Annotated in this window: 29 protein-coding genes; 18 read left to right on the top strand and 11 right to left on the bottom strand. The window is 62.5% G+C overall.

Features of this window, described 5'->3' with window-relative positions:
* Positions 1-105 precede the first annotated feature (105 nt).
* From IVB26_RS31405 to IVB26_RS31380, 6 genes are all read left to right on the top strand, one after another.
* Entirely contained in the window at positions 106-960 is an 855-nt protein-coding gene (locus IVB26_RS31405; protein WP_247968901.1) for a CheR family methyltransferase, read from the top strand.
* 15 nt (positions 961-975) lie between these two features.
* Positions 976-2,067, top strand: coding sequence for a protein-glutamate methylesterase/protein-glutamine glutaminase (locus IVB26_RS31400; protein ID WP_247968900.1), 1,092 nt, complete (start codon positions 976-978; stop codon positions 2,065-2,067).
* A 5-nt stretch (positions 2,068-2,072) separates the two neighbouring features.
* Positions 2,073-3,794, top strand: a complete 1,722-nt coding sequence (locus tag IVB26_RS31395; RefSeq protein WP_247968899.1) for a chemotaxis protein — start codon at positions 2,073-2,075, stop codon at positions 3,792-3,794.
* Between the two features lie 150 nt (positions 3,795-3,944).
* On the top strand, positions 3,945-4,391 hold the full coding sequence (locus tag IVB26_RS31390; protein ID WP_247973319.1) for a hypothetical protein: 447 nt from the start codon (positions 3,945-3,947) through the stop codon (positions 4,389-4,391).
* A gap of 108 nt (positions 4,392-4,499) precedes the next feature.
* The gene (locus IVB26_RS31385; protein WP_309486793.1) at positions 4,500-4,781 is read left to right on the top strand and encodes a hypothetical protein; all 282 of its coding nucleotides are present in this window, start codon (positions 4,500-4,502) and stop codon (positions 4,779-4,781) included.
* Positions 4,782-4,939: 158 nt separating this feature from the next.
* Positions 4,940-5,386: a CHRD domain-containing protein gene (locus tag IVB26_RS31380; protein WP_247968898.1), complete on the top strand. Its 447-nt coding sequence runs from the start codon at positions 4,940-4,942 to the stop codon at positions 5,384-5,386.
* A 47-nt stretch (positions 5,387-5,433) separates the two neighbouring features.
* On the opposite strand, the gene IVB26_RS31375 is transcribed toward IVB26_RS31380, so the two are convergent.
* The 3 genes from IVB26_RS31375 to IVB26_RS43050 all read right to left on the bottom strand — a co-directional run bounded on the left by IVB26_RS31375 (position 5,434) and on the right by IVB26_RS43050 (position 8,546).
* Positions 5,434-5,799, bottom strand: a complete 366-nt coding sequence (locus tag IVB26_RS31375; protein WP_246921177.1) for a VanZ family protein — start codon at positions 5,797-5,799, stop codon at positions 5,434-5,436.
* Positions 5,800-5,961: 162 nt separating this feature from the next.
* The gene (locus IVB26_RS31370) at positions 5,962-7,548 is read right to left on the bottom strand and encodes an EAL domain-containing protein (RefSeq protein ID WP_458309296.1); all 1,587 of its coding nucleotides are present in this window, start codon (positions 7,546-7,548) and stop codon (positions 5,962-5,964) included.
* Between the two features lie 866 nt (positions 7,549-8,414).
* A complete protein-coding gene (locus IVB26_RS43050) occupies positions 8,415-8,546 on the bottom strand; it encodes a hypothetical protein (RefSeq protein ID WP_256468928.1) in 132 nt (43 codons plus the stop codon).
* Positions 8,547-9,627: 1,081 nt separating this feature from the next.
* Here IVB26_RS43050 and IVB26_RS31365 point away from each other — a divergent pair.
* The 3 genes from IVB26_RS31365 to IVB26_RS31355 all read left to right on the top strand — a co-directional run bounded on the left by IVB26_RS31365 (position 9,628) and on the right by IVB26_RS31355 (position 11,172).
* Entirely contained in the window at positions 9,628-9,918 is a 291-nt protein-coding gene (locus IVB26_RS31365; RefSeq protein WP_247968896.1) for a hypothetical protein, read from the top strand.
* A 42-nt stretch (positions 9,919-9,960) separates the two neighbouring features.
* Positions 9,961-10,377: a hypothetical protein gene (locus tag IVB26_RS31360; protein ID WP_246921122.1), complete on the top strand. Its 417-nt coding sequence runs from the start codon at positions 9,961-9,963 to the stop codon at positions 10,375-10,377.
* Between the two features lie 519 nt (positions 10,378-10,896).
* Positions 10,897-11,172 (top strand): hypothetical protein, encoded by a 276-nt coding sequence (locus IVB26_RS31355; RefSeq protein WP_247968895.1) that lies wholly within the window; start codon positions 10,897-10,899, stop codon positions 11,170-11,172.
* A gap of 15 nt (positions 11,173-11,187) precedes the next feature.
* Here the strand turns inward: IVB26_RS31355 and IVB26_RS31350 are convergent, their stop codons facing one another.
* Positions 11,188-12,399 carry a hypothetical protein gene (locus IVB26_RS31350; RefSeq protein WP_247973318.1) on the bottom strand — a complete coding sequence of 404 codons (1,212 nt, stop codon included), beginning with the start codon at positions 12,397-12,399 and terminating at the stop codon, positions 11,188-11,190.
* A gap of 184 nt (positions 12,400-12,583) precedes the next feature.
* On the opposite strand from IVB26_RS31350, the gene IVB26_RS31345 reads away from it, so the two are divergent.
* Positions 12,584-12,829 carry a hypothetical protein gene (locus tag IVB26_RS31345; protein ID WP_247968894.1) on the top strand — a complete coding sequence of 82 codons (246 nt, stop codon included), beginning with the start codon at positions 12,584-12,586 and terminating at the stop codon, positions 12,827-12,829.
* Positions 12,830-12,898: 69 nt separating this feature from the next.
* Positions 12,899-13,138 carry a hypothetical protein gene (locus IVB26_RS31340; protein ID WP_247968893.1) on the top strand — a complete coding sequence of 80 codons (240 nt, stop codon included), beginning with the start codon at positions 12,899-12,901 and terminating at the stop codon, positions 13,136-13,138.
* 33 nt (positions 13,139-13,171) lie between these two features.
* On the opposite strand, the gene IVB26_RS31335 is transcribed toward IVB26_RS31340, so the two are convergent.
* Together IVB26_RS31335 and IVB26_RS31330 are read right to left on the bottom strand one after the other, a co-directional pair.
* A complete protein-coding gene (locus IVB26_RS31335) occupies positions 13,172-13,549 on the bottom strand; it encodes an Ig-like domain-containing protein (RefSeq protein ID WP_247968892.1) in 378 nt (125 codons plus the stop codon).
* A gap of 290 nt (positions 13,550-13,839) precedes the next feature.
* The gene (locus IVB26_RS31330; protein WP_247968891.1) at positions 13,840-14,232 is read right to left on the bottom strand and encodes a hypothetical protein; all 393 of its coding nucleotides are present in this window, start codon (positions 14,230-14,232) and stop codon (positions 13,840-13,842) included.
* A gap of 133 nt (positions 14,233-14,365) precedes the next feature.
* Here IVB26_RS31330 and IVB26_RS31325 point away from each other — a divergent pair, with 133 nt between their 5' ends.
* A complete protein-coding gene (locus tag IVB26_RS31325) occupies positions 14,366-14,815 on the top strand; it encodes a hypothetical protein (protein ID WP_247968890.1) in 450 nt (149 codons plus the stop codon).
* A gap of 3 nt (positions 14,816-14,818) precedes the next feature.
* Here the strand turns inward: IVB26_RS31325 and IVB26_RS31320 are convergent, their stop codons facing one another.
* Both IVB26_RS31320 and IVB26_RS31315 read right to left on the bottom strand, forming a co-directional pair.
* The gene (locus IVB26_RS31320) at positions 14,819-15,478 is read right to left on the bottom strand and encodes a hypothetical protein (protein ID WP_247968889.1); all 660 of its coding nucleotides are present in this window, start codon (positions 15,476-15,478) and stop codon (positions 14,819-14,821) included.
* 61 nt (positions 15,479-15,539) lie between these two features.
* On the bottom strand, positions 15,540-16,277 hold the full coding sequence (locus tag IVB26_RS31315) for a metallophosphoesterase family protein (RefSeq protein ID WP_247968888.1): 738 nt from the start codon (positions 16,275-16,277) through the stop codon (positions 15,540-15,542).
* Positions 16,278-16,470: 193 nt separating this feature from the next.
* Between IVB26_RS31315 and IVB26_RS31310 the strand changes: the two genes are divergently transcribed.
* Positions 16,471-17,097 (top strand): transglutaminase-like cysteine peptidase, encoded by a 627-nt coding sequence (locus IVB26_RS31310; protein ID WP_247968887.1) that lies wholly within the window; start codon positions 16,471-16,473, stop codon positions 17,095-17,097.
* Between the two features lie 12 nt (positions 17,098-17,109).
* Here the strand turns inward: IVB26_RS31310 and IVB26_RS31305 are convergent, their stop codons facing one another.
* The 3 genes from IVB26_RS31305 to IVB26_RS31295 form a co-directional block, all read right to left on the bottom strand.
* Positions 17,110-18,291, bottom strand: a complete 1,182-nt coding sequence (locus IVB26_RS31305) for a hypothetical protein (protein WP_247968886.1) — start codon at positions 18,289-18,291, stop codon at positions 17,110-17,112.
* A 237-nt stretch (positions 18,292-18,528) separates the two neighbouring features.
* The gene (locus IVB26_RS31300) at positions 18,529-18,804 is read right to left on the bottom strand and encodes a hypothetical protein (protein ID WP_247325186.1); all 276 of its coding nucleotides are present in this window, start codon (positions 18,802-18,804) and stop codon (positions 18,529-18,531) included.
* Positions 18,805-18,878: 74 nt separating this feature from the next.
* Positions 18,879-19,448 carry a hypothetical protein gene (locus tag IVB26_RS31295; RefSeq protein ID WP_247968885.1) on the bottom strand — a complete coding sequence of 190 codons (570 nt, stop codon included), beginning with the start codon at positions 19,446-19,448 and terminating at the stop codon, positions 18,879-18,881.
* A gap of 278 nt (positions 19,449-19,726) precedes the next feature.
* Between IVB26_RS31295 and IVB26_RS31290 the strand changes: the two genes are divergently transcribed.
* From IVB26_RS31290 to IVB26_RS31270, 5 genes are all read left to right on the top strand, one after another.
* The gene (locus IVB26_RS31290; RefSeq protein WP_247968884.1) at positions 19,727-20,929 is read left to right on the top strand and encodes a polysaccharide biosynthesis/export family protein; all 1,203 of its coding nucleotides are present in this window, start codon (positions 19,727-19,729) and stop codon (positions 20,927-20,929) included.
* A 168-nt stretch (positions 20,930-21,097) separates the two neighbouring features.
* Positions 21,098-21,679, top strand: coding sequence for a hypothetical protein (locus IVB26_RS31285; RefSeq protein WP_247968883.1), 582 nt, complete (start codon positions 21,098-21,100; stop codon positions 21,677-21,679).
* 82 nt (positions 21,680-21,761) lie between these two features.
* Positions 21,762-23,210 carry an O-antigen ligase family protein gene (locus IVB26_RS31280; protein WP_247968882.1) on the top strand — a complete coding sequence of 483 codons (1,449 nt, stop codon included), beginning with the start codon at positions 21,762-21,764 and terminating at the stop codon, positions 23,208-23,210.
* A 140-nt stretch (positions 23,211-23,350) separates the two neighbouring features.
* Positions 23,351-23,971: a hypothetical protein gene (locus IVB26_RS31275; RefSeq protein ID WP_247968881.1), complete on the top strand. Its 621-nt coding sequence runs from the start codon at positions 23,351-23,353 to the stop codon at positions 23,969-23,971.
* Between the two features lie 266 nt (positions 23,972-24,237).
* Positions 24,238-26,493 (top strand): polysaccharide biosynthesis tyrosine autokinase, encoded by a 2,256-nt coding sequence (locus IVB26_RS31270; RefSeq protein ID WP_247968880.1) that lies wholly within the window; start codon positions 24,238-24,240, stop codon positions 26,491-26,493.
* Positions 26,494-26,500: the final 7 nt, after the last annotated feature.

Genomic DNA, 26,500 nt, shown 5'->3' with positions numbered 1-26,500 from the left:
TGAACCGGTTCGCTTTCAACGGTTACGTCAAGGCTTAGGATCGAAGATGGCCCGTACGGCCCGGCATTCAGTACAGGTGGCCATCCCGGATCGGAGCGGGCGGCCATGATGCCCGCCGTGCAGGATACCGCCGTGCATCTGTCGGACCGCCACTTCCGGACCATCGCCCAATTGATCGAGGGCCAGGTCGGCATCAAGCTGCCGCAGGGCAAGCGGCTGATGCTGGAGGGGCGGCTGCACAAGCGCGTGCGCGCGCTCAACTTTTCCGGCCTCAACGAATATGTCGAGAACCTGTTCGAGGCGGATCATTTCGATACCGAGCTCACCCATCTCATCGATGTGGTGACGACCAACAAGACCGATTTCTTCCGCGAGCCGCAGCACTTCACTTTCCTGCAGGATATCGCGATCCCCGCTTTGCTCAAATCGCATGGCCGTAAGAGTGCGAACCTCAAGATCTGGAGCTCGGCGAGCTCCACGGGCATGGAAGCCTATACGACAGCGATGGTGCTGGACGACATGACGCGGAACGGCTCACGTTTCCAGTACCGCATTCTCGGGACCGACATCTCGACCGCGGTGCTGCGCCTGGCCAAGACGGCGATCTACACCCGCGACGTGCTCGCGCCAGTGCCGGAGCAATTCGCGAAACGATATTTTTGGTCGTCGCGGGACAAGTCGCGCGGTGAGGTGCGGGTCGTGCCGGAATTGCGGAAAATGGTGCATTTCATGAGGATGAACCTCATGGACAAATCCTACCCCGTCGATCGTGACGTCGATATCATCTTCTGCCGCAACGTCCTGATCTATTTCGAGCGCGAGACCCAGCGCAAGGTGGTCGAGCAATTGTGCAGCCATTTGCGTCCGGGCGGCTATCTGCTGGTCGGACATTCGGAATCGATGATTCACAGTGCCGTGCCTGGGCTGAAGCAAGTTCAGCCAACCATTTTCCAGGTCTAGCCGGAGCGCAACGAGATGCCGAGGGAGAAAGTTCGCGTGCTGATCGTGGACGATTCGGCGTCGGTTCGCCAAATCCTGCAGACGATCCTCAACGACGACCCTGAGATCGAGGTGATGGGAGCGGCTGCCGATCCGTTCGCGGCGGCGCGACGCCTCCAGAACGAGATCCCCGACGTCATGATCCTCGACCTGGAAATGCCGCGCATGGACGGCATGACGTTCCTGCGCAAGATCATGGCGCAGCGCCCAATCCCCGTGATTATCTGCTCTTCGTTGACCGAAGAGGGCTCGAACGTGATGTTCGAGGCGTTCGAGGCCGGCGCGGTCGACATCGTGCCGAAACCGAAGATCGACACGCGGCAGGCGCTGCTCGAATGCTCGACGCGGCTGCGCGAGGCCGTGAAGTCGGCGGCGCGCGCGCGGGTTCGTCCGCGTTCCGAGCGACGGGCGATCGAGAAGAAGCTGACGGCCGACGCGATCATCCCGCCGCCGGTGCAGGGCAGGGTTCGGCCGACGACGGAACGCATCGTCTGCGTCGGTGCGTCGACGGGCGGCACCGAAGCGCTCAACGATGTCCTCGAAATGCTGCCGCCACACTGTCCGCCGATCGTCATCGTCCAGCACATGCCGGCAGGCTTCACCGCGGCCTTTGCCAGACGTCTCGACACCGTCTGTCAGATCAGGGTCAAGGAGGCCGAGGACGGTGAGCCCGTGCTTCCGGGCTGCGCCTATATCGCCCCAGGCGCCCGCCACATGCTGCTCCAGCGCATCGGCCTGCGCTACCAGATCGCGATCAAGGACGGCCCGCCAGTGTCGCGGCATCGCCCCTCCGTCGACGTGTTGTTCCGCTCGGCGGCCCAGCACGCCGGCGCCAACGCGCTCGGCGTCATCATGACCGGCATGGGCGACGACGGCGCGCGCGGGATGCTGGAGATGCGCAAGCTCGGCGCCTCGACACGGGCGCAGGACGAGGAGAGCTGCGTGGTGTTCGGCATGCCCAAGGAAGCTATCGCTCATGGCGGTGTCGAGAAGGTCGTTTCGCTGCATCAGATCCCGCGCGAGATCATGCTCTGGTATCAGGCCGGGCACGCCGCGGTGGCAGGTTGATGGCCATGTCTCCCGTTCCGGCCGACACGCTCGCTGAAGCAATTGCCGCGATCGAGGACGTCTCCTCGCGGATCGAGGACGTCTTCGCGCGCGTGGGTGGCGAACTCGGACGCGGTCACCTCATTTTCAAGGAGCTGAACCAGGGTCTCGCGACGCTCTCGGGCGAGCTCTCCGGCGCGGAGATCGAGGGCGCTGCAACGGCGCTGCAGGAGATCGCCGCGCGGCTGAGCGAGCTGGCGCAGACGCTGCCGGCGGAGAGCGCCCTCTTGGAGACGATCGGCAAGAGCACGGCAGAGGCGTCTTCGCTGCTCAAGCCGCTGTTCAAGCACATCCAGATGATCACCATCATCGCGCGCAGCGCGCGGATCGAGGCGGCCTCGCTCGAGGGCGACCGCGAGGGCTTTCTCGCCTTCACCCAGGAAGCCTATGATCTCGGCAGGTCGGTGCAGCGCTCGATCGAAGGCTGCGCCCGGGACCAGCAGCGCCTGTCCGAGGCGGTCGCCTCCGCCTCCGGCCGGCAGAAGGAGTTCGAGAGCCGTTATCGGGCTCAACTGATGTCGGAGAGCGCCGAACTCGGCGCGGCCTATTCCGGATTGCGCGATCAGCGCAGCAAGAGCAGCCATCTGGCCGATCGCGCCAGTTCCAGCACCAGGAAGATCGCCGAGGCGGTCGGCAGCGCGATCATCTCGCTGCAGGCAGGCGACAGCACGCGGCAGCGCCTCGAACACGTGTCGCACGGCCTCAACCTTGCGTTGGAATCGGCGTCAAGCCTCGTCCCCGAACCGGTCCCGGGCGATCACGGCATGCGCGCGATCTGCCAGTTGCAGGCGGCACAGCTAAGGGATGCCCAGCGCGAGTTCGGCGGCGACGTCGGCCAGATCGTCGGCGCGCTGACCGCCATCCTGCACGATGCAGTCAGCGTCGTCGGCCACGGTCGTACGCTGTTTGGCGGCGAGGAGGACGGCTCGTCGTCGTTCCTGACACGCATCAAGCAGACGCTGGCGCACGCGTCGACCCTGATCGGCACCTGCGAGAGTGCGGGCCGCGCGGTCGACGAGGCGCTCGCGATCGTCGAGGACACGCTGGCAAAATTTCGCCAGGCAATCGCCGGGCTTGCCGAGGCGACGGTCGATATCACGCTGATCGGAATGAATGCCGGCCTCAAGGCAAGCCATCTCGGCAGCCGCGGCAGCGCCTTCGTCGTCATCGCCAACGAGCTCAAGGCGACTGCCGACCAGGTCTCAGCGGGGGCCGGGCGCCTGAGGCCCGTGCTCGACGGCATCGAGCGCTCGGCCGGCGAGCTGAAGCAGCTTCGCGTCCAGGGTGATCCCACCCAGCTCGCCAAGCTCGAGCCGCAGATCCTTCTGGCGCTGCGCGAGGTCGAGGCCGGCAATGAACGGCTCGGCAAGTTGATGAGCCGGCTCGTGGACGAAGGCGCGGAATTCGAGCGGCTGATGAATTCGGCCCAGGGCCTGATGACCGCGCTCGGCGAAAGCTCGGCGGCCTTGCCGGCGGTCGCGATGCGGCTCGAGACTGCGGGCGCGCAGCGGCTACAGGTGGAGGTGCAGGATCAGGCGATACTCGACGATCTCTTCGCGCGCTACACGATGGAGCGTGAACGGGATGTTCATCGCGACGTCCTGCAAACACTCGGACTGGCGTCGATCGTCGCCACGCGCCGGGTCGAGGCGGTCGAGACCGCAGATGACGGCATAGAATTGTTCTAACGGTGCCGCCGATGTCGCCTCGTGCGGCGATGGCAATTTGACGGGTTGGTTTTGCAGGGCGTTAACCGTGGCGGAATGCTCGCCGCATCGGTCATTGCCGCGCCCCAGAGTTGGTTGCAAATACCAGTGAATTTTACGGCGGATGTTTCCATCATGAGAGACGGCAAATACGCGGCCTGGTTCAGGACCCCGCGCGCCCAGGGCACGGGCGTCGTGCATCTGGCGGAAGGACGGATCTCCGGCAGCGACAGCTTCTTCACCTATGGCGGCTCCTATCGGTTCGATGACGAGCAGCGCTTCACGGCTGTCCTGACCACGCGGCGGTATGCCGACGGCCCGCCGACGGTGTTCGGGCTTGACGAGGTCCAGGTCAATCTCTCGGGCGTGTGCAACGGTGCGATGGCGACCTGCTCGGGAACGGCGAGGGAAGCGCCCGACGTGATGTTCGAGGTGACGCTGATCTACAGCCAGGAAGACGCGCCGGCTGTGGAAACGCGAGGCGCCGTCGTGAAGCTCAATGACAAATTGCCCAAAGGCCTCGACAGCCGTTCGCGGCCGCGCCATTTCCCTCCATCTTCCAGGCCTCCCGTATCTTAGTCTTGCGTTGACGCTATCGCTGTGAAGCGGGCTGCGACCGCGGCGCGGCAACGGTGCATTCAGGCGCGGACAGCTAGGATGAGGGCGCTGTAAAATACGGACGAGAACATGCCTCAGATCTGGATGACCTACGACGAACTGGCGACCCTCAGCGGCTGCACGCCGGCAGAAGCCAGATTGCGGGCGCTGCACTTGTCGCTTGACCGCCGCAAGAGCCGCGACGGCGCAACGCGCGTCAAGCTCGATCTGGCGCTGACGGCCAAGTTCTTCGCATCAATCCGCGAAGCGGATTTCGATCTCGACGGCGCCATCGAGGCGCTGCAGAGCACGCATAGGCAAATGGCCGAACTCCTGGCACCGACCGGGTTCCGCGAGCGCGGCGCAGCTTAGCCCGTTTCGCCTCACACCCTTGGGCTCGCCGCTCCAGGCGCCGCCGATGGGATCCCCGATAGCTTTTCGCGAATCAGGCATAGACTGGTCTTCCGGAATTAAAGCCGGAGGCCGGGGTTTCACCCGCAACGGGTCCTGAAGACCGGTAGGAGAATGCCATGAGGAAAGCCAAATATCGGGTCGGCGTGACGATGTTGGGAGCGGCGATGCTCGGCGGGCTGCTGATCGTCACAGCCGCGCCGTCACGTGCGGAGGTCGTCAAGCTGCAGGCCGACCTCAAGGGCAGCAACGAAGTGCCTCCGAACAACTCCTCCGGTTCAGGCAAGGCCGAGGCTGCGTTCGACACCCAGACGAAAGTCCTGACCTATACGGTCACGTATGCAGGCCTGACTGGTCCCGCGATGGGAGCTCATTTTCATGGTCCCGGTGAAGCCGGCAAGAATGCCGGCATCGCTTTGCCGTTCAAGACGGTCCAAAGCCCCATCCAGGGCAGTGCCACGCTCACGGACGCTCAGGCCGCGGACCTGCTGGCCGGGAAGTGGTACGCGAACATACATACCGCCGCGAACCCAGGCGGTGAACTGCGCGGGCAGATGATGAAGTAAGGGGACATGTCCCGTAGGCGCTGGAAAAATTTTCAGCGCCGTGAGCTTCAGGTTGGCGGCCGGGGCAGGAAGGCCAGGATCGTCTGGGCGAGGATGACACCGACGGTGCCTCCCGCGGCCTTTTGCAGCACGTCCAGGAAGCCGGGGTCACGATCGGGTGTCAGCGTTTGCAGGACTTCCAGCCCCATTGCGACTGCCACGACAAGCGAGCACGCCAAAGCGAGCCGGCCGGGCAACAGAAAGGCCAGCAGGAAGCCCAACAGGCCATAGGCGCTGAAGCGCTCGATCACCACGATCCAGTAGGCCTCGTGATGCCCCATGAGCGCCGGCCTTCCCGCCAGCCTTGCCAAGGTGGCATAGGCGATGAGGGCGAGGCAGATTCCTGCGGCTGCGATGAGGTGATTTCGACGCATGGTCCACCATAGCCACTTGGGTCCATTCCGCTTCGAAAGACGAGAATATCGTTAAAACGCCTAGTCGTTCTCCCTAGGCGCGGACCGTCCAAAACCTGGCCGCGATCGGGGCCCGGGAGGCGCTCCGTCAGCGAGCAAAGGGATGCCGTCCGGCGGAGATGGTCAGGCTACCAGGACATCGCCGGCCGGCGCCGGGCTTGCGGAGCGGCGGCGTGAATCGAGGAGCTCGCTGAATTTCGCAAACGGGAGCGGTGCGGCGACGAGATAGCCCTGTCCTTCCTCGACGCCGGACGCGATCAAGGCACGGCGCTGCTCCTCAGTCTCGATTCCTTCCGCGACGACAGTCATTCGGAAGTCCTTGGCGAGCGCGACCAACATCTCGACGATCGTTGTGGTCGATGCATCCACGGTGATGGTGTCGACGAAGAATTTGTCGATCTTGATCGTGTTGGCGCCGAGCCCTTTCAGCCGCGACAGCCCGCTATGGCCAACGCCGACGTCGTCGATGGCGACGCGGAAGCCATGGTCACGCAACTCGGTCACGATTGCTGCGGCGCGCGCGAGATCGTCGAGCTCGTCGCGCTCGGTGACCTCGACCACGACCTGGCGTGCGGAGACTCTGGCCGTCAGAACCGTGCGACGCAGCGTTTCAATGAAGCCGGCACTCAGCAGGTGCTTGGGCACGACGTTCAGCGACATCTTGAAGGTCTTGTCCGCCCTCAGGACGGGACGCAGGTCGGAGAGCGCCGATCTCAGGATCTGCCAGGTCATCACCTGGATGCGCCCGCTGGATTCGGCCAGCGGAATGAAGTTCATCGGCGGCACCACCGAGCCGTCCCGACGAACCCAGCGCGCCAGAATCTCGCAGCCCGTGATCTTGCCCGTCCTGAGGTCGAAGATGGGTTGGTAGTACGGCTTGAATTCGCCGGCCGCGAGCCCGCGATCGAGATCGGCGACCGGCCCTTCCATCCGCCGGCTGCGTGCCAGCAGGACGCCGAAAAGGATACCAAGTCCCAGGGACACTGCGAGCGCCGGCCAATAAGCCTCGCTGTTCCAGTTCGAAAGGACCGCCTGTTCGAGCCGGATCGTGGCATGAAGCGGGAAGCGCGTGGAATGCCTGTCGAAGCTGATCGGCCCTCGCAGGGGCCTGTCGGCATCGAGCCGGAAATCGCCGAGCTTCTCGCCATTGCTCAAGGCGAGGATGACCTCGCTGTGCGCGCGCAGCTCGGCGGGCATGAGATCGAACAGATTGGCATTGATGCCGACGATCGCGACCAGCGCGGAGCTGCGATTGACGTCCCTGAGCACGCCCAATGCGTCGCCGCCGAATTGCTCCACGCGGAACAGCGAGAGCTCCTTGTCGTGCGAGGACAGCATGTCGTGGCGACCTGCCCATCCCTTGTCGAACTCGAGCGTCTCGGAATAGGCCGAGCAGATCACCGATCCGTCCGGATTGACGAGACGGACGTCCTTGATGGCCGAGCGCTGGTAGACCTGGAGCCGGATGGCTTGAAGCGCCGCCGGCGCGCAGCTGGCAAGATCACGCTTCGCGAGATCGTCCAGGCTGGCCGCGGCAAAATCGACCGCAAGTTCGGAGCGGCGCAGAACGACCTCGGTCAGCTCGTTGAGCTGGTGCGCCTGCTGGTGGCGAATGACGGCCTCTGCCGCCAAATGGCCCGCCAGGGCGAACGCCATCGTGCTCGCAAGCACGAGCGCCACAAACGGAAGGTTCGGTCGCTGGTGTCTCATCCGGTCCGGGCGGAATTCAGGAGAGGCTCGGTGACTGATCTTGGTGACTGATCTTGGTGACTGATCTTCGGAATTGATCCTAGCCAGCGGGGGCTAAGATAGGGTTTAACGGGCGGACGGTCCGGAAGGGCTACGAGCGGTTGCCTGACTGATGGTCGCGCGGCCCAAGCATGGAAAGTTGAGCAGTATGATCAGGACGTTAAGCCTCCTCCTCCTGTCGTTCGTCGTCGGAAGCTCCGCGGCCTGGGCGCAGGGAACCAAAGACCAGCCATCGGGCACTCAGCCCACCTCCCGCAGCGGCACGGCGACGAACTCCGGCTCGGACAGCATGGGTGGTGCTTTCAAGGGAACGGGGACGCCCAATTACGGAACCAGCCCCGGAATGGGCTCCCAGAAGAAGACGCGCAATTAACGCCTGATCTGGAGAAGGCGCGGCGGTTTTCCGAACAGCCCACGCTTAAACAAGAATCTAACGCGCGATGACGATTCAACCTAATCGCATCGCGTTTTAGACTGAACGAGCGGACGGTCCGTGGACGCATCGATCGATGCTCACCGACCGAGGCGATGGCGGAGGGGAATTGCCTCTGCAGAAGATAGGCTCGGCCTATGGACGTGGGGCGCGGCGGGATGGCGGGTGGCCCGCAACCGAAGCACCACGAAAGCGATGTTGATCGCCAGCCAAACCAGCATTGCGGAAATCACAAAATGGACCACGGCCAGACCTCGCGGCAAAGTCTGGATCAACATCTCGTGGTTGCTTTGGTTCCGTCCTGCAAGACGAAAAGCTGCAGGGGCTTCGGAGAGAAATGTTGCCGCCATGGCGGACAAAGACAGCTGTCGTCCGCGACGAGCTGTTTCCAGGACTAGCTCTTCTTGCCGGTCTTCGGCTTCAGCGAAAGGCCAAGCCGCAAGGCCATGCGCTTGATCGCATCAGGCGAGCGTCCGAGAACTTTCGCCGCCTCTTCCAGCGAAGCCGAAGACTTGGCCAACTCCATGAGCCGGCGATCTTCCTTAAACGACCAGGGCTTGCGCGCCATAACCGAAATGATCCTCTCGTCGACACAACGACAAAGCCGCCAAGCGACCCATGTTCGCTCGACGGCTTCGCTTGGGTGGGCCAGGCTTGGGGAGCCCGGTGCGAAGATGGATATGCGATCGGTTAGACTTCGCAACAAACAACGCGGATTAAGCTAACCTGGCAACCTTACCGCGATGAAATCGGCACGCGGCGCTCCGTATAACCACGGTGTTTTCGCGCGACGTGATGAGATGAGGCCTGATCGCTGCAACGACGGAGGTGCACTTCCTCTCCCGCAAGCGGGAGAGGTGAACGGCCCGCGGCAATCAGGCGCTCCACGAGCAGCCGTGCCAATCAAGGTTTGGCGCGCCAAATGAACCAGGGTTCATGGCGTCGGCTTGTCGAGTTCTGGTAAAAAGAACCATCGCCTCTTTCCGCGCCTTATGCCCTCGCGCGCCGACCAATCTTCAAGCACCACGTTGCACAAACTTCATCTTCGTCTGACAAAAGTTTCAGCGGTACCGATCTTGAAGTCGACACAACGAAAAGATGAAATGAGCGCGGGAGGAACGTTCCGGCAAACGTGGGAACATTCCGGATGCTAGCTTTTTTGGTTTTGATTTCGATTTTCGCAGCGGGCTTTTGCTGCGGCTATGGTGTAAGGGCGTGGCGTTCGCGGAAGCGATCGGCGCGATATCGTCTTTACGCACCCTATACCCCCGCCGCGATGGAGCCCGGCCGAACCCAGCGGCCCTCGTCATCGTAGAACGCGAGCGCCCCAACTCAATCGTCGGGGCGAAATCGAAATAACCATGTGTGGTTAGGTTAACTCGTCGCCGACCTTGAGCGCTTTGGAAAGGCAGCCTAAGACCGATCAATTCATGACGAGCATTTGGCCGCCTCGATTTCCGGGGCGCGCAGATAGGCATAGATGACGTATCTCATTGCGTTGCTGGGCGCGACGACTTGCGCCCTCATTTTGATCGCGTTTGTTTGCACCTATGGCCGGCATCTGAAGGACCTTCCGGGTCCTTGGATCATGAACGAGGGTCATTCAAATGATTGATCAACGCCACAACGCGCCCCGCAGGTACTTCGTTGATGCGCAAGGGCATCGTGTTCTGATCGGCCTGTCGCTGGGGGAGACGGCGGAATTCGAAGCGCTGGATGTCGCGGTGGCGCAGGCGCTGCAAATCGTGGCCGAAACCGGCACGGGCAAGGGAGCCGCCGCGGTTGACGACGTTCGATGGCTTGAGCTTTATTCCAAGCACGAAGGAGCTTGGCGGGTGTGGATCGCACGAAGCCAGGCGGAACGGACGCAGGATTCAGGCTTTGTTAACTATGTCTGACCGATGGTAGCGGCTTAGATCTCGAAAATGGGGATGGCCCACATGTTTCAGCTATTCCTGAGAGCACGCGCGCACAACCTGCTCGGCTCCCGCCGAGAGGACAAGGGCTTCAAAGCCCGCTCCGTCGAGCGTGATGCGGAGACCGACCGTGCGAGGATCGGCGCCGTCCTCGCGGCAATCGAAACAGCATTGCAGGAGGCGGAGAGGGAGCAGGCCGGCCTCAACCGGCGTGTTGACGATGCCCTCGCGCGTGCGTCCGTCACCTTCGGAAACGGCACCGATGAATATCTCGAGCGGGAGCCGCTCGATAATCATCATCAGGATCTTTTTGCAGCCGACATCTCCAACGGCCAGCGCCGCCTCAAGGAATTGGCAAGCAGCATTGCTCACCTGAAGTTCGTCAAGACCGCAATGCTGACGCGCTTTCCGGATTTCAAGCCGCCGCAGCTCAACAGCTAAGGCGGAATGGCTTTAGGTAGAATCGATTGCCGCGGGTTGTTCACCTCTCCCGCTTGCGGGAGAGGTCGGCGCGAAGCGCCGGGTGAGGGCTTTCTCGTCTTGGGGATTATCCCATTGAGGATACACCCTCTCCCCAACCCTCTCCCGCAAGCGGGAGAGGGAGTGCACCTGTCGTTGCCGCGATCTAGCTTCATCCCAACATGCTTTAGTATTGAGGATCTTGCTGCGCGCTCTGCCATCCTTCGAGACGCCCGCCGTTGGCGGGCCCTCAGGATGAGGACCGCCGCACTGCGCTAGTTTCAACGAGAACCTATGCCGCTTAGCCTCATCCTGAGGAGGCGCGCAAGCGTCGTCTCGAAGGACGAGGCGTGCGCTCAGGCCGCAGTCAAGAATCATATACAATAGCCCTGCCGCACACGGGGCAGACCGCGTGGCAATTCCGCGCCGGATTGCCGTTTGGTGCCTCGATCCTTTTTGCTATGGTTCCGGCAACCGTTCACGAATTGAAGGAGCAAAGAGGTGCCGGTCAAAAATTTGCGGACATTGGTTGGGTTGGCGGCTGCTTTGACACTGGCTGTGCCGGCAACGGCTTCAGCCATCACGGTCGAAGTGGCGCGCGCATGCGAAGCGGCGGTGGCGAAGGCCTTTCCGCCCAGGCAAATCGGCAACCCGGCGGCCGGTAGCGCCAAGGGAACGGCCAAGGATCAGCGCGAATACTTCAAAAAATGCGTCGCGAACAACGGCAAGGTCGACGAGGCGCCGGCGGAGGCGAAGGACAGCAAGCCCGCCAAATAGGAAATCGGGGCTCGGCTAGCGTCGGGGCGGCGGACAGGGCGAGTAGAACGCGCCGTTCGCCGCGTTGATGCGTTCGACGCATTGATTGGGATCGGTGATCGTTCCGGCCACCGTGAAGTCGTAACCCATGCCCTTGACCACCACGATGTAACGACCAGGAGCGAGCGTAAAGCCGTCTTGCTCTGGTTGAAGCAATAGCATCCTCGACTGATCGTCGATCGGGCCTACCTTGTAGGGGTAGGACATGCTGCGGATGACCCAGGAATCGCCGGCGCTGACCATGGCCGCTTTCCCGCTGGCATCGACGCCCATCGCGCGGGAGACTTTCGCGATCACCCGAACTTCGGTCCCGCTTGCATCGATACCCCCATCGGGCCTGAACACGATGAATTTGACGTCGCCGTCCGCCAATGTCGTCGCGCTCGGCGTGCTGATGGCTGCGGAGATCGCGACGCGGCGGTCCGGAATCTTGCCCGGCACCGACTTGAGCTCATGGAGCTGGCCCTCGCTCAGGGCATAGACTCCAAACGTCGTCGGCAGGGGCATCGAGGGTTGTGCAGGTTGCGCCGGCTCTTTCTGGCTATCCGGCGTCCGTTCAGCAGTTTCGCCCCCCGTGGGAGGCGGGCTGGCGGTCGGCTGAGTTTCCGGGCTGTTCGGTGCTCGCTCGGGCGGCCGCGCCATCTGCGTCAATGCGGTCAGTTGCGTCTTCAGCTTAGGCCAATAGACAGCCACGATCGCGGCCCCGCCAATGAGCAGGAGGATGGCGGTCAATCGAACCAGAGATTTGAAGACGCCCTTCCGTTTGGTTTGGTCGAGCGAAGCTGGCGGCGCGGCTGGGGGGCGCTGCGCTCCCGTGTCCTTCGGAGTGGGCGTCGCAGCCGATAGCGGTGACGACATCGGAACAGGCGGGGGAGTGGCAGCTGTGGGGACCGGAGCGGCGCTTGCCGCGACGAGTTTTTGCGGTTCCGACGCGGCGCTGCGCTCGAAGGAACGCTCGACCTCCTTGATGGCACGTTCGAGAACTTGCTGAAGCTCGCGAGATTCCCGCACATCGGCGTGCGTGAATTGCTCCAGAAGCTTGACGCGCGCGAGCTCGTAGACGATCTCCCGCATCTGCCGGGGATCGTCGGATACGGCGCGGATTCGGCTCGACAGGAGACGGATAAACCCGGCTTTGATCTGTTGCGTCGAGGGAGCGTTGGCCGCAGTTTCACCGGAGTCGGTCATCAAGGCCGATCAAGTAGCCCGAATGAGGCTGTTTCGCTAGGTTTTTTCACCCCGTATCCTTCGGCTACGGCGGCTCGCTCTGATGGATCCGGCCTGCAAAGGTCCTGCGCAATTGTCTCGAAGAGCTTGCTTTTGGGCGGAAACCTGTGACATTTCGCCAAGCTCCTCATTCCGGTGTTTGACCATGCGCGGCGTTTTGACAGCAATCACATTCTTGGCCTTCCTGGTTCAGCCGGCGTCTGCACAAGGAATCAAGGACCAGGCCAACACCACCAGCTCCAGCATCATCACGACGCCGACGAAGAAGGCGCAGACCAATCAGACGGCCTCGCGACCGACCGCCGTTCGGAACCTCTCGGGCAGGCTGCCCGCTGGAAAGTCGGCTCAAGGCGTCTGGCGCGATGGCAAGCTGGTTGCCGTTCCCCGCTGAGGCTGCGACCCAACGAAGCGTGAAGGAACCGTGATCACCTCCCTGACGTTCATGCTCGGGAGATATCGTATGAAACGACCAGTTCTGATCGCCATTGCGTTGCTTGTGCCCGCCGCTGCCTGGGCTCAGGGCGTCAACGATCCTTCGACGCCCAACCGCAACGTGACCATCGTCAATCCGTCGCAGCCCGCGCGCCCCAACGCGACGCCCAATATCCCGAGCCGGATCGAGCCGCCCGTGACGAGGGGCGGATACGCCCGCCCCTATCATGGGAATAGAACCCGGGGCAGTGGCTCGAGCCGCCGTTAGTCGCGCTGAACACCCGCCAAGACGCAGGGCCGGCTATTGTGGATTGACCTCGACCTCCAGTGTCGATGTCCCCGCAACCTGACGGTTCTTGCCCGAGATCAGCAGCGTGAACTTGTCGCTGCCGGCAGCCTCGGCTTCTGCCGAATAGCGGAAGCCGGACCCAACCACCGCCAATTGTCCCCGTGATGGTCCGCTCACGACCGATACCTTGAAGATCTGCATGTACGACCAGCGCAGTCCCTGGATGCACTCCGCGCCAGGCGCGATCGACATCGTCCATTTCACCGTATCGTGCGACAACGCGAACGGCGTCCGTTCCTTGATGCAGAGTGGGCTGGCGTGCGCCGCAGGGCCGGACACGACAGAAGCCGCGATGGCAGCACCTAACAGCAATGTCGGTCGTGTACGCATTCTCGGCAGTTCCGCGAAGGGATGTCGCAAGCTAGCAGCAATGATCTGACGAGGCCTTAGGGCAGAGCTGCAGCCCTCGAGTCGATCCTGTGACGGGGATCTCAGGTCCATCACATCATCCGTCGGCCTCTGTGGACCATGCCATCCTGCGCCTGGTTTGCCCGACGAGTCAATCCGAATTTCGGAAAAGGCGTAAGTAGTTGATCTCGCTGATGTCGGCTACTGTGCATGGGGTTGTTTTTCGATTTTTTGCGGGACGGCCCCCCGACGGCGCCAAGCCAGGTGTCCGATTACTGCCCGTTCGGTGTCATCCCGCCGCCGGCAGGGAAATTGCTTGATTTGAGCGTCATGCCGCTAACGCGGAAACGGACATTTCCAGCCAGGTACAGATAGTCCGAGGTGGTGCTGCCAACCGTGCGGACCTCGACGTAAGTCAACGTGATCGAGCCGACGCTCGGCGTCACCTGCGTGATGTCGACGTAGCGAGCGCCGGGAAAAAGCTTCTGATCGAGGCCGTAGAAGATCTTCTCGCGCTCGGACCACAGCACGAAGTGCCCGCCGGTCTTCTGATCGACCGCTTCATATTGAGTATGGATGACTTGCGGGTATTCGATCTGACCGGGTCTCGCCGGCTGCACGCCAAGAAGGATGATCAAAACCAGAAAAGCGACAATGCGAACCACGGGCTAAAATCCTTGGAGCTAAAGCGGAAATCTTGCCCGCGAATTCGCTTCCTTGCAATTGGCAAAGATATAGACTGAAGCGACCAGAGTTTCCGGCCCATCGTCCCTATGATGTGTCTTTGGAGTGATCAACGTGCGAACCGTTCGACATGACCAATTGTCAGATGACGGACGGCGGCTTGGGGCGCTGTCTCGGACGGTCATCATTGTCGCCGGTACGCTCGGTCTTGGTCTCGCCAGTGCGCCCCTGTGTCTCGCTCAGACCGAGCCGGAGCCCTCGCTCAACGACTATCTTCCACCAAGCGAGCCGGAGGTCACGCGCGACGAATGGCGGCAGCGGATCGAGGACGCACGTCGGCGGGCCAAGGAGGCCTCGCGCGAGCGGCGCGAACACCCCGAACTCTACAAGCCGATGCCGGAGGATCCGGACCTCGTCGCGACCGAACGTCTCCTCCGCGACGATAGCCTGCAACGAGGCGACATCGTCACGACCAAGAAGGGCATGTTCGTCTACCAGGGCCGATCCGACCAACCGCGCCGCGATCAGGACTTTGTGCCGGTCAATCCGAAATCGGTGCGCTGAAGTTCAGTACCGTCGCAGGATCTCGTTGAATTTGGGATCGGTGATCTTCGTGGTCTCGAGCAGCAGCGACTTGCCTTGCGGAGTTGCCTGCACGTAGGCCGCGATCAGCAGCGGCTCGTAACGAGAGCGGTTGGCAAGCGCCGACCGGATGTCGGATTGCGCCAGCAGCTTGATCTCCTCGTCCGTTGCGGCTGCGCTCGAGGTCACGGTCTGGACGCGAGCGAAGGCAACGTCGATCGGCACCGATCCGGTCAAGTAGGACATCTTCACCGCAGGCGTGGCCGTTTCGCCGGACTGGGCCTGCAGCGTGCCGAGCGTGAGCCAGAGCGCGGGCCTGATCGGCGAGACTTTCAAGGCTGCGACGACTGCGGCTTGGGCGGCCTTGTTCTCGCTGGCCCTTTCGCCCGCTTCGGCTGACGGGCGGTGAAGAACGTCAGCGGCCATTGCCGCCGCGTAATTCGCGAGCAGATCCCCCTCTAGCGACAACGATGCCAAAACACCGCCGGCCAGCTTGGCCTTGTCGGGTGGAATCTCGCCAGAGAACAAATCGCTCGCGCGGAAGTTCGGTCGTATGAGATCGCCGTAGAATTCCATGCCGGCATGAAGCGCCAGCACGATCGCAGTGGAGATGCCGATGACGCGAAGCAGGATCATGCGGTTCATGTTGAAATCGGCGAGGCCTGTGAGGGCGGAGCGAACGCGGGATTGAAAGGAAAGTGGGATCTTAAATGGCCATCAGACTATCGCCTTGGATCGTCAACAGCGTCAAGTTTCCGGTCGCATAGGCGCCGGTGTCGATGTTGATGCGGTTCGGGCGAATATCGGGCACGCTGACGGGCGTATGACCGTGGACGATATATTTCCCGAAGCGCTCTTCGGAGGCGAGGAATTCCTCGCGGATCCAGAGCAGATCCTCATCCTTCTGGCGCTCGAGCGCGACACCAGGCTTGACGCCGGCATGGACGAAGAAGAAGTCGCCGCAGGTAAAGGACGAGGGCAATTGCTTGAGGAAGGCGAGGTGCTCCGGCGGCAGCGCGCGCTTCAGTCCTTCGATCAGCTCGACCTGTTGCTCCGCGGACGGATTCATGGTCGGCGTGACGCCGTAGGAGACCAGCGTCAAGAGGCCGCCATAGTGGCGCCACTCCTGCAAGCGGGCGGGGTCCTTGAGCACCTCGAGCAGGAAGACCTCGTGGTTGCCCTTGAGGCAAACCGTCTCGTGCGTTTTCGAGCGTTCGATCAACAGATCAAGAACGGCACGTGAGTCCGGGCCGCGGTCGACATAGTCGCCGAGAAAGACCTGAATGGCCCGCCCGGGAGCGGAGCGGGCAAGATCGGCGTCGATCACGGTTAACAGCGATTGAAGCAAATCGGCGCGGCCGTGCACGTCGCCGATGGCATAGACGCGAACGCCGTCGGGAAGCCGCGGCTTGGTCTTCTTTCGAAAGCGTCTGGAAAGGCCCATCAGGTCGGTCGAATCGCTTCTAGCGTCACGCGCGGAACGTCGTGACCGCTCTTAGCAGAACAAGTCACACATCGGTATTCTTAATTGTTTCCGACCGATGAGCCCGCATTTTGATTAAAGGATCGCGCGGCCTTTGAGCCGTATTTCAAGACGTCTCGCGTAGCGTCTCCTCAACAAGAACGGGGAGCGCGACATGCGCAAAGTTGTAAAGTTCCTGGTGGCCGTGGCCGCCATCGTCGTTGCTGCAGGGGTGCAGCAGCGCGCTGAAGCCGCTTTCGTCGGTGCGCCCTTGGGGCTGCGCGGTGCGATCCAGTACATCAAGTTCGACCAGCCGACGCTGGCGCCGATGGCGTTCACGCTGTTCTGCCTGAAGTACAAGGACGAGTGCAAGCCGCGGCCGCAGCACATCGTGTTCAGGGGCGGTCGGCTGAAGCTCACGGCCGAGCGGCTGGCGCAAATGCAAGAGGTCAACCAGCGCGTCAATACCGCCATCCGTCCCGAGGCAAATCTGGAAGGGCTGCGCGGCGAGAAATGGCTGCTGCATCCGGCGAGCGGCGACTGCAACGATTACGCTGTGACAAAACGCCACGAGTTGATCGCCAACGGCTTTCCGGCGCGTTCGGTGCTGCTCAGCGAGGTCGTGACAACCTGGGGCGAGCATCATCTCGTGGTCGTGGTCCGCACCTTCACCGGCGATCTCGTGCTGGACAATCTCTCCGGCCACATCCTGCCGTGGTCGAAGAAGCCCTATCGCTGGGTCCGCATCCAGTCGCCCAAGAACCCGAACTACTGGGCCTCGCTCGGCGACCGCGCGGTCTGATGGATCGGTGCTCTATCGTGACGAGGATTGGCTGACGCTCTGCGACAGCCCCAATCCCACGATCACCGAAAGACACAGGATTGCTGCCGGGCGCAGCAGCCCTGGACCTGCGAAGCTCTGAACCAGCGCAAAGAGAACACAGGCCGCGGCTGCCGCGGGGAAGAACGAGTCGCGTCCGCGCTGCAGAGCGCCGAAGAACAGGCGCGCCAGGGCGATCAGGCTCACCGCAATCATGGCAGCCAGGCCGATCCATCCCATCTCTGCAAAGATGGCCATCGCCGTGGAGGGCGCCGTCAAAATAGCTCCAGCATCGCTGTGATAGATCCTGCCGACCGCGGCGAAGGTCCCGGCGCCGGCGCCGAACCAACGCGTGTCGGCCAACATCCGCTCGAGGGCGGCCTTCGTTTCGGTCCCCATCTCCGGGACGAGCCGCAGGAGGACCGGTCCGGAGCTCTTCTCAAAGAGAAAGGTCAGGACGATCCCTGCGCCGATCAGAGCTGCCAGCGAGAGCGCGCCCACTGCCAATGGCGAAAGGTCGAGCCTGCGAATGACGAGGATCAGCAGGATCAGCACGATGCCGAAGCTTGCTGCGATCGCGCTGTTCGTGCCTGAGAGGCCGAAGATCGCAAGCGCGCTGACCAGCGCGCCCACGAGGCCCAAAAGACCAAGCACGATCGAGCGAAGGAGCGAATGACGCGTTTCAGCCCGTTCGGCAGCGAGCTGCATGACCGCCAGGTTCAGGATGAGGCCGAAGCCGGCCAGGGTTGTTGCCAGCTCGGACGTTGCGGCAGCCTCGGTAACCGCTGGCGACAGCCGATGCAGATCCAAGGTCAAGGCGGAAACTGCCGTGACACCACCGAGGACGAAGAGGACCAGCTCGGCGCGGCTACGGTCGCGGACCACCAGGATGGTAACGCCGAGCAACGCGATCGCCGCGAGCGCCTGGAACAGCGCGTTCAGCGTCAGGCCGACGTCGGCAGAGATCGGTCCCATGGGCAGGCCGCCCAGGGCATCACGGGTGCTCGGCCAGATCGGGTGCGCCCAGTTCAGCGGAAGCGGGGCAAGCTGGACCGCGATGCAAAGCGGAATGGCGATCAGAAGCCATCGGCCCCAGGACAGTGCGCGCACATAGTGCTCGTAATCGGCTTTGCGCGCAGCCGAAGCGGCCGCGAGCAAGCTCAGCGCTGCGGCCATCATCCCGAGTTGCGCACCGACCTTGGCGCCGGCGATTTCGAGAGCGGAAGCTGAGACGATTGAAACGATGAGGGCAAAATAAGCGAGGGACAAACGGCGCGCTCGAACGGAATCCTGAAACGGTCAGGTCACCATACAAGCCGTCGTTTGGTTTTCAAACAGAGGTCTGTCTCGGACCAACAGCTTGACCGTGAGCCGCGCGTAGGCGCGAGCTCGCCGCAGGGGTGATCGGCGCGATCAGCGGGTGGCCTTGATCGGGCGACCGAAGACGCGCCCGGCACGTGCGGCGGCAAGGCCAAAGCGCGCGCCCGACCCAAAGAGATAGCCGCCCTGGAGGGCGATAGCTGCGAGTGCCACGCCTTTCAGGCTATCGAGCACGGCGACATCGACCATCAGCCCGACCGGGACGGCGGCAAGCACCATGACGAGGGTCAATGGCAAGAGCACCAGGACGCGAAAGCGTTGGCCCAGCACGGCACCTACCAGAAAGCTGAAAATCAAAAGCGCGGTCATCCGAAACACTCCGTGCTTCGGACCCTAGGTTCCCCACCCTAAAAAGACCCTTAAGTCGTATGGCTAAATTTGGCCTATTGGCTGCAATTTGCCAGCAGCGAATGATAGGCCTCCCGCAAGCCGTTCAGCGCCACCATACCCTTGATCTCGCTGTCGCTTTCCCGGACTACCACGGACAGCGAGGGCGTCGTCTGCCATTTGCCGGCGGCAAAGGCCGAGACCTCGTCGGGCAGCAGTACGGCGGCGCCGGCGGCAGCCATGCTGGCGTCAAAGGTCAGAGTGCCGCCGTTGCTCGCGGCGATGGTGACCTTGGGGTGGCTCCGCGGCGGAAAGGGCCGGATCAAAGCCACCAGCACGTCAATCTTGCCCTTCGGTGCGCAGCGCACGATGAGGCCGGCAAAGTCCGGGTCGGATTGGGTCGTGTCCGCGGTCTTCGTGATGGCCGCGAAGCTTTCGTCCTTGGCCCCCTGGGTGCGGCTGAACTTCCAAACGGAGGAGAGGGCTGGGGTGGCCACCTCAACGATGGCTGCCCCCTGGCACGAGGATCGCGCGCTGCCAGCGCAGGGGGTCACAGAGCCCCATGGGCGATCAGCGGCGCCAAGGAGGGCGCCTGCCAACAGCGGGACAAGAAGGAAGCCGGACAATGGGAGTTCCTAGCCTTAACGGCCCAGACTTAGCAGAGCGGAGAGAGGTCAAGAAGCCTCGCGCTCGACACAGGGAGCCCTTGAGTTGGGCGGTTTGCTCGCCGACCGGGCACACGAAATACAACAAATAGTCACAAAGGGTTAAACCAAGCCCTAAAGAGTGGCCCGCACGCAACAGTAGCCAACGGATCGCTCCGTTAACCTTCGGGAACCCTTGTCGCACCACCCCCTAGGCCGTACCAATCAGGGGCTAATAGGGGACTCCTGGGGCGCGATTCATGCATTCCTTTGCCAAGTCATATTTATTGAAGCCGGCGTTTCTAGTGGCTGCGTTGTCGCTTGGAGCCTGTTCGACCAATCCCGGCTCGGGTCCGTTGACGGACGACGTTAACAACAAGATTCAGACTGAAAACGCACCGGCCTATGAGCTGGTGCCGCTCAATCCGGCCACGGTGAAGATCCTGCACACCCATGAGCCCAAGGGACTCGCGGGGGCGTTCACGGACAAGCGGCCGCCGGCCAGCATCGTATTCGGCATCGGCGACGTCGTCAGCGTCACCATCTTCGAAGCCGCGGCAGGCGGTCTGTTCATCCCGGCGGAAGCCGGCGTCCGCCCGGGCAACTATGTGACAATCCCGGATCAGTCGGTCGACAATGACGGCTTCATCACCGTGCCCTATGCCGGCCAGATCAAGGCCGCGGGCATGACGGCGGTGCAAATCCAGCGTGCGATCATCGAGAAGATCGGCAACCGCGCCATCGAGCCGCAGGCCGTGGTGTCGATGTCCTCGCAGCGAACCCAGCTCATCAGCGTGCTCGGCGAAGTCAATTCGCCGGCGCGTTATCCGGCGAGCGCGGCGGGTGCCAAGGACAAGGTGCTCGACGCGATCACCCGCGCCGGTGGTATCAAGGGCCAGGGCTTCGAGACCTGGGTCATGCTGGAGCGTGGCGGACGACGGGCCACCGTACCGTTCGAAAATCTCGTGATGGCGCCGGAGAACAACGTCTATGTTCGTCCCGACGACAGCATCTACGTCTATCGCGAGCAGCAGAAGTTCCTGGCGTTCGGCGCCAGCGGCCAGAGCGGCGAGTTCAACTTCGATGCCTGGCGCATCAACCTCGGCGAAGCCGTCGGCAAGTCCGGTGGTCTTTTGGATGGTCAGGCCGATCCGGCTTCCGTCTATCTCTATCGCCGCGAGCCGCGCGATGTCGCGGCCCAGCTTGGCGTCGACGTGAGCAAGTACACGACCGAGACGATCCCGGTCATCTTCAACGTGAACTTCCGCGATCCGGGCGGCTTCTTCCTCGCCACCAAGGTCATGATGAAGAATGGCGACGTGATCTATGTCTCGAACTCGCGCAACGTCGAAGTTGCCAAGTTCCTGAACTACATGCGTGTGATCATGGCGACCGGCAGCGATGCCGTGAACCTCTCCAACGACGCCCTGATCTTCCGCAACAACGTCAAGCTGGCGCCGTAAGACGCCGACTTGATCGACCAAAGCGATGGCACCGGGGCTTTGTCCCGGTGCCATTTTCGTTTAGATCGAAGCGGTTCTGCTGCGGCTACGAGTTCGGGATAGGATCAAGGCGCCACTGAGCATGGCGCGCCGGTCATCGGGCACCCCGCACTGTTGCAAGGGGGCTTCATGCGCTTTCGAACATCCTGGCGTCTTCTCGCTCTCGCTCCGCTCGCCTTCGGGCTTGCTCCGGTCGGGACGGCTTTCGGCGCTGCTGCGGAGCTGGGCGTCCGCCATCGCATCGACGTGATGGTCTCCGCCGAGCCTGATGCGCTAATCTTGTCGCGCCTCAAGGGAGCCAAGGGCGAGCTTTCGTTCACGATCCGGCTGTCGGCGAATTCCAAGGAGAGCAAGTTCTTCGGGATGCTGCGCCCATCCTTTCCCGATATCGTCGTTCCCGATGGCGCGGGCAAACCGCTGGTCGGGCAGACCAAGCTGTGGGAGGAGGATGTCTGCCATCAGCGCCGCGGCCTGCCCAAGGTCACCGTGACCCAGCTCGGCGGGCATTTTGCGGAAGGCGAGGGACGGATCGAGATTTCCGCCATCAACCGGCACATCGGCCTTCTCGTCCCGCCCGACGAATTAACCCCTGGAATAAAACTCGATCAGGGCAGTGATGGCTTTGGACTATTCTACGCTTTCCGGGCGCAGACCCGGAACAGCCGCCTCAACGTCGATCTGAAGATCTATCCGATCGATTGCTTCCTCTAAGCTCAAGCAAAGCTCGCAAGACACCACGATGCGCCTTTGGCCTCCCGACATAGACTGGTCCAGGATTCGTTGGTCATGGAGCTTGCCCGCGACCTTCATCCTGTTCTTCGTGGTCGCCGGCGCGCCGTTCCCGTTCGGCTCGACCAATGATCTGTCGATCGCGTTCTGGTGCCTGTGTCTCGGGCTAGCGGTGATCTTCGCGCCGACGCGCGATCTGCGCCGGCCGCATCTGTGGCTGCTCGCCGGCATCGGCGTGATCGTTGCGGCCTACGCCTTCGTGCTGCACGAGCAGCTCTCCGACCATCCCTGGGTCGCGCCATTCCAGCCGATCTGGAAGCAGGCCTCGCATCTGCTCGGCGTGCCGATCGCCCCTTCCGCTTCCATCGTCAAGAACGAGGCGTTCTTCGCGCTCGGCGCGCCGCTCGCCAACATCCTCGCCATCATCCTTGGCATCACCGTCGGCGCCGATCGCGACCGCGCACGCCGCCTGCTGTGGGTAATCGCGATCTCGGGCGCGCTCTACGCCCTCTACGGCGTGCTCTCGTTCCTGATCGAGCCCACCATGATCCTGTGGCGGGACAAGACGGCGTATCTCGGCAGCGTCACCGGCACCTTCATCAACCGCAACACGGCGGCGGCTTATTTCGGGTCCTGCGCGGTGATCTGGATGCTGCTGATCCTGGAAGATGTCCGCCGCCGGCTGCCGGAGCGGCACGTCGAATGGCGGCGTCTGTCGCTCGATCTGCGCGCGATCCCGCCAAAAGAGATCCTGCCGCAGCTCGGCTGCCTCCTGATCTGCCTGATGGCGATGTTCATGACGACCTCGCGCGCCGGCGTCGGGCTGTCGCTGTTGGCGATGATCGTCGCGTTCACGCTGTTCCTGCGCAAGGACCTGCCGCCGCGCACCGGCATCTGGATCTCGCTCGGCGCGGGCCTCGCCGTCGCGCTGGGCCTCTTGCAACTGCTGGGCGGCCGGGTCTCCAGCCGCTTCGACAGCCAGGGCCTGGTCGACGAGGGCCGCATCGAGGCCTGGAAATCGACGCTTCGGATCATCGGCGACAATCCCTGGTTCGGCACCGGCATGGGCACCTTCCAATGGGCCTTCCCGCCGTACCGCAGCCCCAACATCTCGATTCGCGGCGTCTGGGATGCCGCGCATTCGACGCCGCTGGAGCTTGCCTCCGAGGTGGGCATTCCCACGGCGCTGCTGGTGGCGCTCGCTTGGGCGATCATGCTGCTGGTCCTGGCCAGGGGCGTGTTCGGACGCCGGCGCGATGCCATCATTCCGCTGGCCGCGGTGGCGACCGCCACGCTGTCGCTGCTGCATTCGAGCCTGGACTTCACGCTGCAGGTGCCCGGCTACAGCATTCCATTCTTTGCGCTTTTCGGCGCCGGCCTGGCGCAGTCGTTCCGCACCAAGGAGAGCCGCGCCATGGCGGAGGCGGGCACCACCAGCCGGCGAGGCGAGGGCCGTCCGACAACCCTAGGCGCCGCCCCGCGCCGGGTGCCCAAGCTTCATAAAAGTGTCTAGATTTGAAGCAGTTGCGTCGTTTACGAAGTCTTTAGAATAAGTGGACAGCTCTTTTCTCTTCGGTTAGGTTCCGCACTGCACAGCCATTTGCCCGGGCCGAGGAAGCACATCGGGGCAGCTGATTTTTTGGAGGTTGATTTATGAGCGTTATCAGGATTGCGCTTCGCATGGCTGCCGCCGCGGCCCTCGCCGCGACGATCACCTCGGCCGCCAGCGCCGCCGTTTACCCGCCGCAGCGCCAGCTGCCGGCCACCGTCATTACCGAGTTCAAGGCTTCGCCGAGCAGCCTGTTGCAGCAATATCCGACCGGCGGCCCGCAGCTGATCTCGCGCGTGCGCGATCTCGGCGCCTCCGATCCGACCACGCTCCCGGGCCTGATCGCGCTGCTGAAGGATCCCGCGACCACCAAGGACCAGATGCGCGCGATCGTCGGCGGCCTCGCCCAGGTGGCCCGCCTGGCCGCGTCGAGCGACCAGGCTTTCGCCAATGAGATCCAGGCCGCGATCGCCAACACCGGCAACGCCGACGTGATCGCCGCCTACCAGGCCGCGACCGGCGACGTCGCGATCGCCGCGACCGGTGGCGCGGGCGGCGGTGGCGGTGGATCCGGCGCCGGCGGGCCGACTGGCAACGGTGGTTTTGCCAACGGCGGACCGGGCGGCACCCTCGGCACCTTTGGCGGCCTGCACTACGCGACGCAGGTCAGCCCGAACGCGAGCAACGGCGTCACCGGCACGACCAACGCTGTTAGTCCGCGCTGACTGTGAACCGGCCCTCGAGGCTGACCCAGGACACTCACGGCAGCGGCGCCAGCGGGCGCCGCTTTGCTTTTGCGCCGTTAAGCTTTCTGCAAAATGTCGCGCAACAGATGCTGTGCACTGCATCGACCGCGTTCAATTGCGGGGAAGATCGTGCTAGTGTTGCGCAGCGCGGTCCTTTGGCATCGGGTTTGCTCCCGATAGCCACCAGGCCTTTGGCCAGCATTGATCCCAAGACGATAGATCGATCCATTTTCAGGAATTGCTAGATGTTGCAGGTGAACAAGCCGACCTCGGAGATCAACCGTGATTTCGCTGAGGCCGACGGCTCGACGTCGCAGACGCTGACCTCCTATATCGAGATCGTCCGCCGCCAGTTCCCGACCATGGTCGCGATCGTCTCGGCCTGCGTGATCCTGGCTTTGCTCTATCTCTTCACCGCCGCGCCGCAATTCACCTCCACCGCCTCGATGGTGATCGATACCCGCAAGGTGCAGCTGTTCCAGCAGCAATCCGTGCTCGGCGACATCGCGATCGACTCCGCCACCGTGGAAACCCAGGTCGAGATCCTGAAGTCCGAGAACATCAGCCTTGCCGTGATTCGCGACCTGCACCTGATTGATGACCCTGACTTCATAGGCAACGGCGGCGGCGCACTTGGAGCAGTAGTAGATTTTGTCGGAACCCTTTTTTCTGACGGGCGCGCACCTTCCGAGTTCGAGTTGACCCGCAAGGCGCTGGAGCGGTTTGAGAAGAGCCGCACCATCAAACGTCTCGGCCTCACCTATGTAATGGAGATCGGATTCACCTCGAAGGATCCGCAGAAGGCCGCAAAGATCGCTAACGCGATTGCGGACGCCTATATCGTCGACCAGCTTGAGGCAAAGTATCAGGCAACCCGCCGTGCCAGCGTCTGGCTGCAGGACCGCATCAAGGAGCTGCGCACCCAGGCCTCCGCCGCTCAGAAGGCGGTAGTTGATTTCAAGACTGCCAACAACATCATTGACACCGGCGGCCGTCTGATGAACGAGCAGCAACTCGCCGAGGTGAACAGCCAGCTCGTGCTGGCGCATGCGGGGACTGCCGAGGCCAAGGCGCGGCTCGACCGCATGAACAACATCCTTAAGCAGGACATTCCAGATGCCAATGTTGCCGACGCACTGAAGAACGACACTATCGTCAAGCTCCGGGCGCAATATGTCGACATGGCCTCAAAGGAATCGATCTGGTCGGCCAAATATGGTCATGACCATCTTGCTGCGGTGAACCTGCGCAGTCAGATGGCAGAAATTAAGAAGAACATCCAGGACGAGCTGAAGCGCATCCAGGAATCCTACAAGAGTGAATACGACATTGCTGTGACCCGCGAGGAGGCGATCAAATCGAGCCTCGCGAATGCCGTTTCGGAATCGCAGCTGACCAACCAGGCGCAGGTACAACTGCGCGAGCTGGAAAGCAACGCTCAGTCCTACCAGGCGATGTATGACAACTTCCTCCAGCGCTACATGGAGAGCGTGCAGCAGCAGTCGTTCCCGATCACCGAGGCGCGTGTGATCAGTGCCGCGACGACGCCGTTGATCAAGAGCTATCCGAAGTCGCTCATCATTCTCGGTGCGGCCTTGTTCGGGGGCCTTCTTGTTAGCTTCGGTGTAGCGATGGCCCGTGAATTGACTGACAAGGTGTTTCGGACCACGGGGCAGGTTGAAGAGGAGCTCGGGACCAATTGTGTTGCCATCCTGCCGGCTCTAGCTGCGCCGGCTTCGGTCGCGTCTGGTCCCATCAAAGTTGGGAAGAAGAAGAGCAACCCCGAGCCAGATTTCCTGCGTTACGTGGTAGATAATCCGTTGTCGCGCTTCTCCGAGGCGGTGCGCTCGCTGAAGGTGGCGATCGATCTCAACTCCATAGTTCGCGAAAACCGGGTGTTGGCGGTGACGTCGACGCTGCCGAACGAGGGGAAGAGTACGCTCTCGACCAATCTCGCACAGCTGATTGCCCACGGCGGCGCTCGTGTGATCTTGGTCGATGCCGATCTGCGTAATCCTTCGCTGTCGCGCGCCCTGCGGCCAGACGCGAAGAGCGGCCTCGTCGATCTGGTGTCGAGCAAGGCTCAACTCGATGAAGTGGTTAGTGTCGATCCGCAGACCGGACTGACGATTCTGCCTGCGGGAATTACTTCGAAATTGCTTCACACGAATGAGGTGCTCGCGTCCAAGCCGATGCGTGATCTCGTCGCGCTACTGCGTTCCAAGTATGACTACGTCGTGTTGGACATGCCGCCCATGGCGCCGGTGGTGGATGTGCGTGTCACTTCGTCCTTCGTCGATTCTTTCGTGTTCGTCGTGGAGTGGGGCAAGACCAAGATCGACGTCGTTCGCCACAACCTGCGGGGCGCGCCAGAGATCCAGGACAAGCTTCTTGGCGTCGTCCTGAACAAGGCCGACACGAAGCTCTTGGCGCGCTATGAATCCTATCACGGTCGCTACTACTATCAGAAGTACTACGCCCGGTACGGGTATGTGGAGTAGTGTTAGG

Source organism: Bradyrhizobium sp. 195 (genome assembly GCF_023101665.1).
Classification (GTDB): Bacteria; Pseudomonadota; Alphaproteobacteria; order Rhizobiales; family Xanthobacteraceae; genus Bradyrhizobium.
This window is presented reverse-complemented; position numbering and strand designations above follow the sequence as displayed.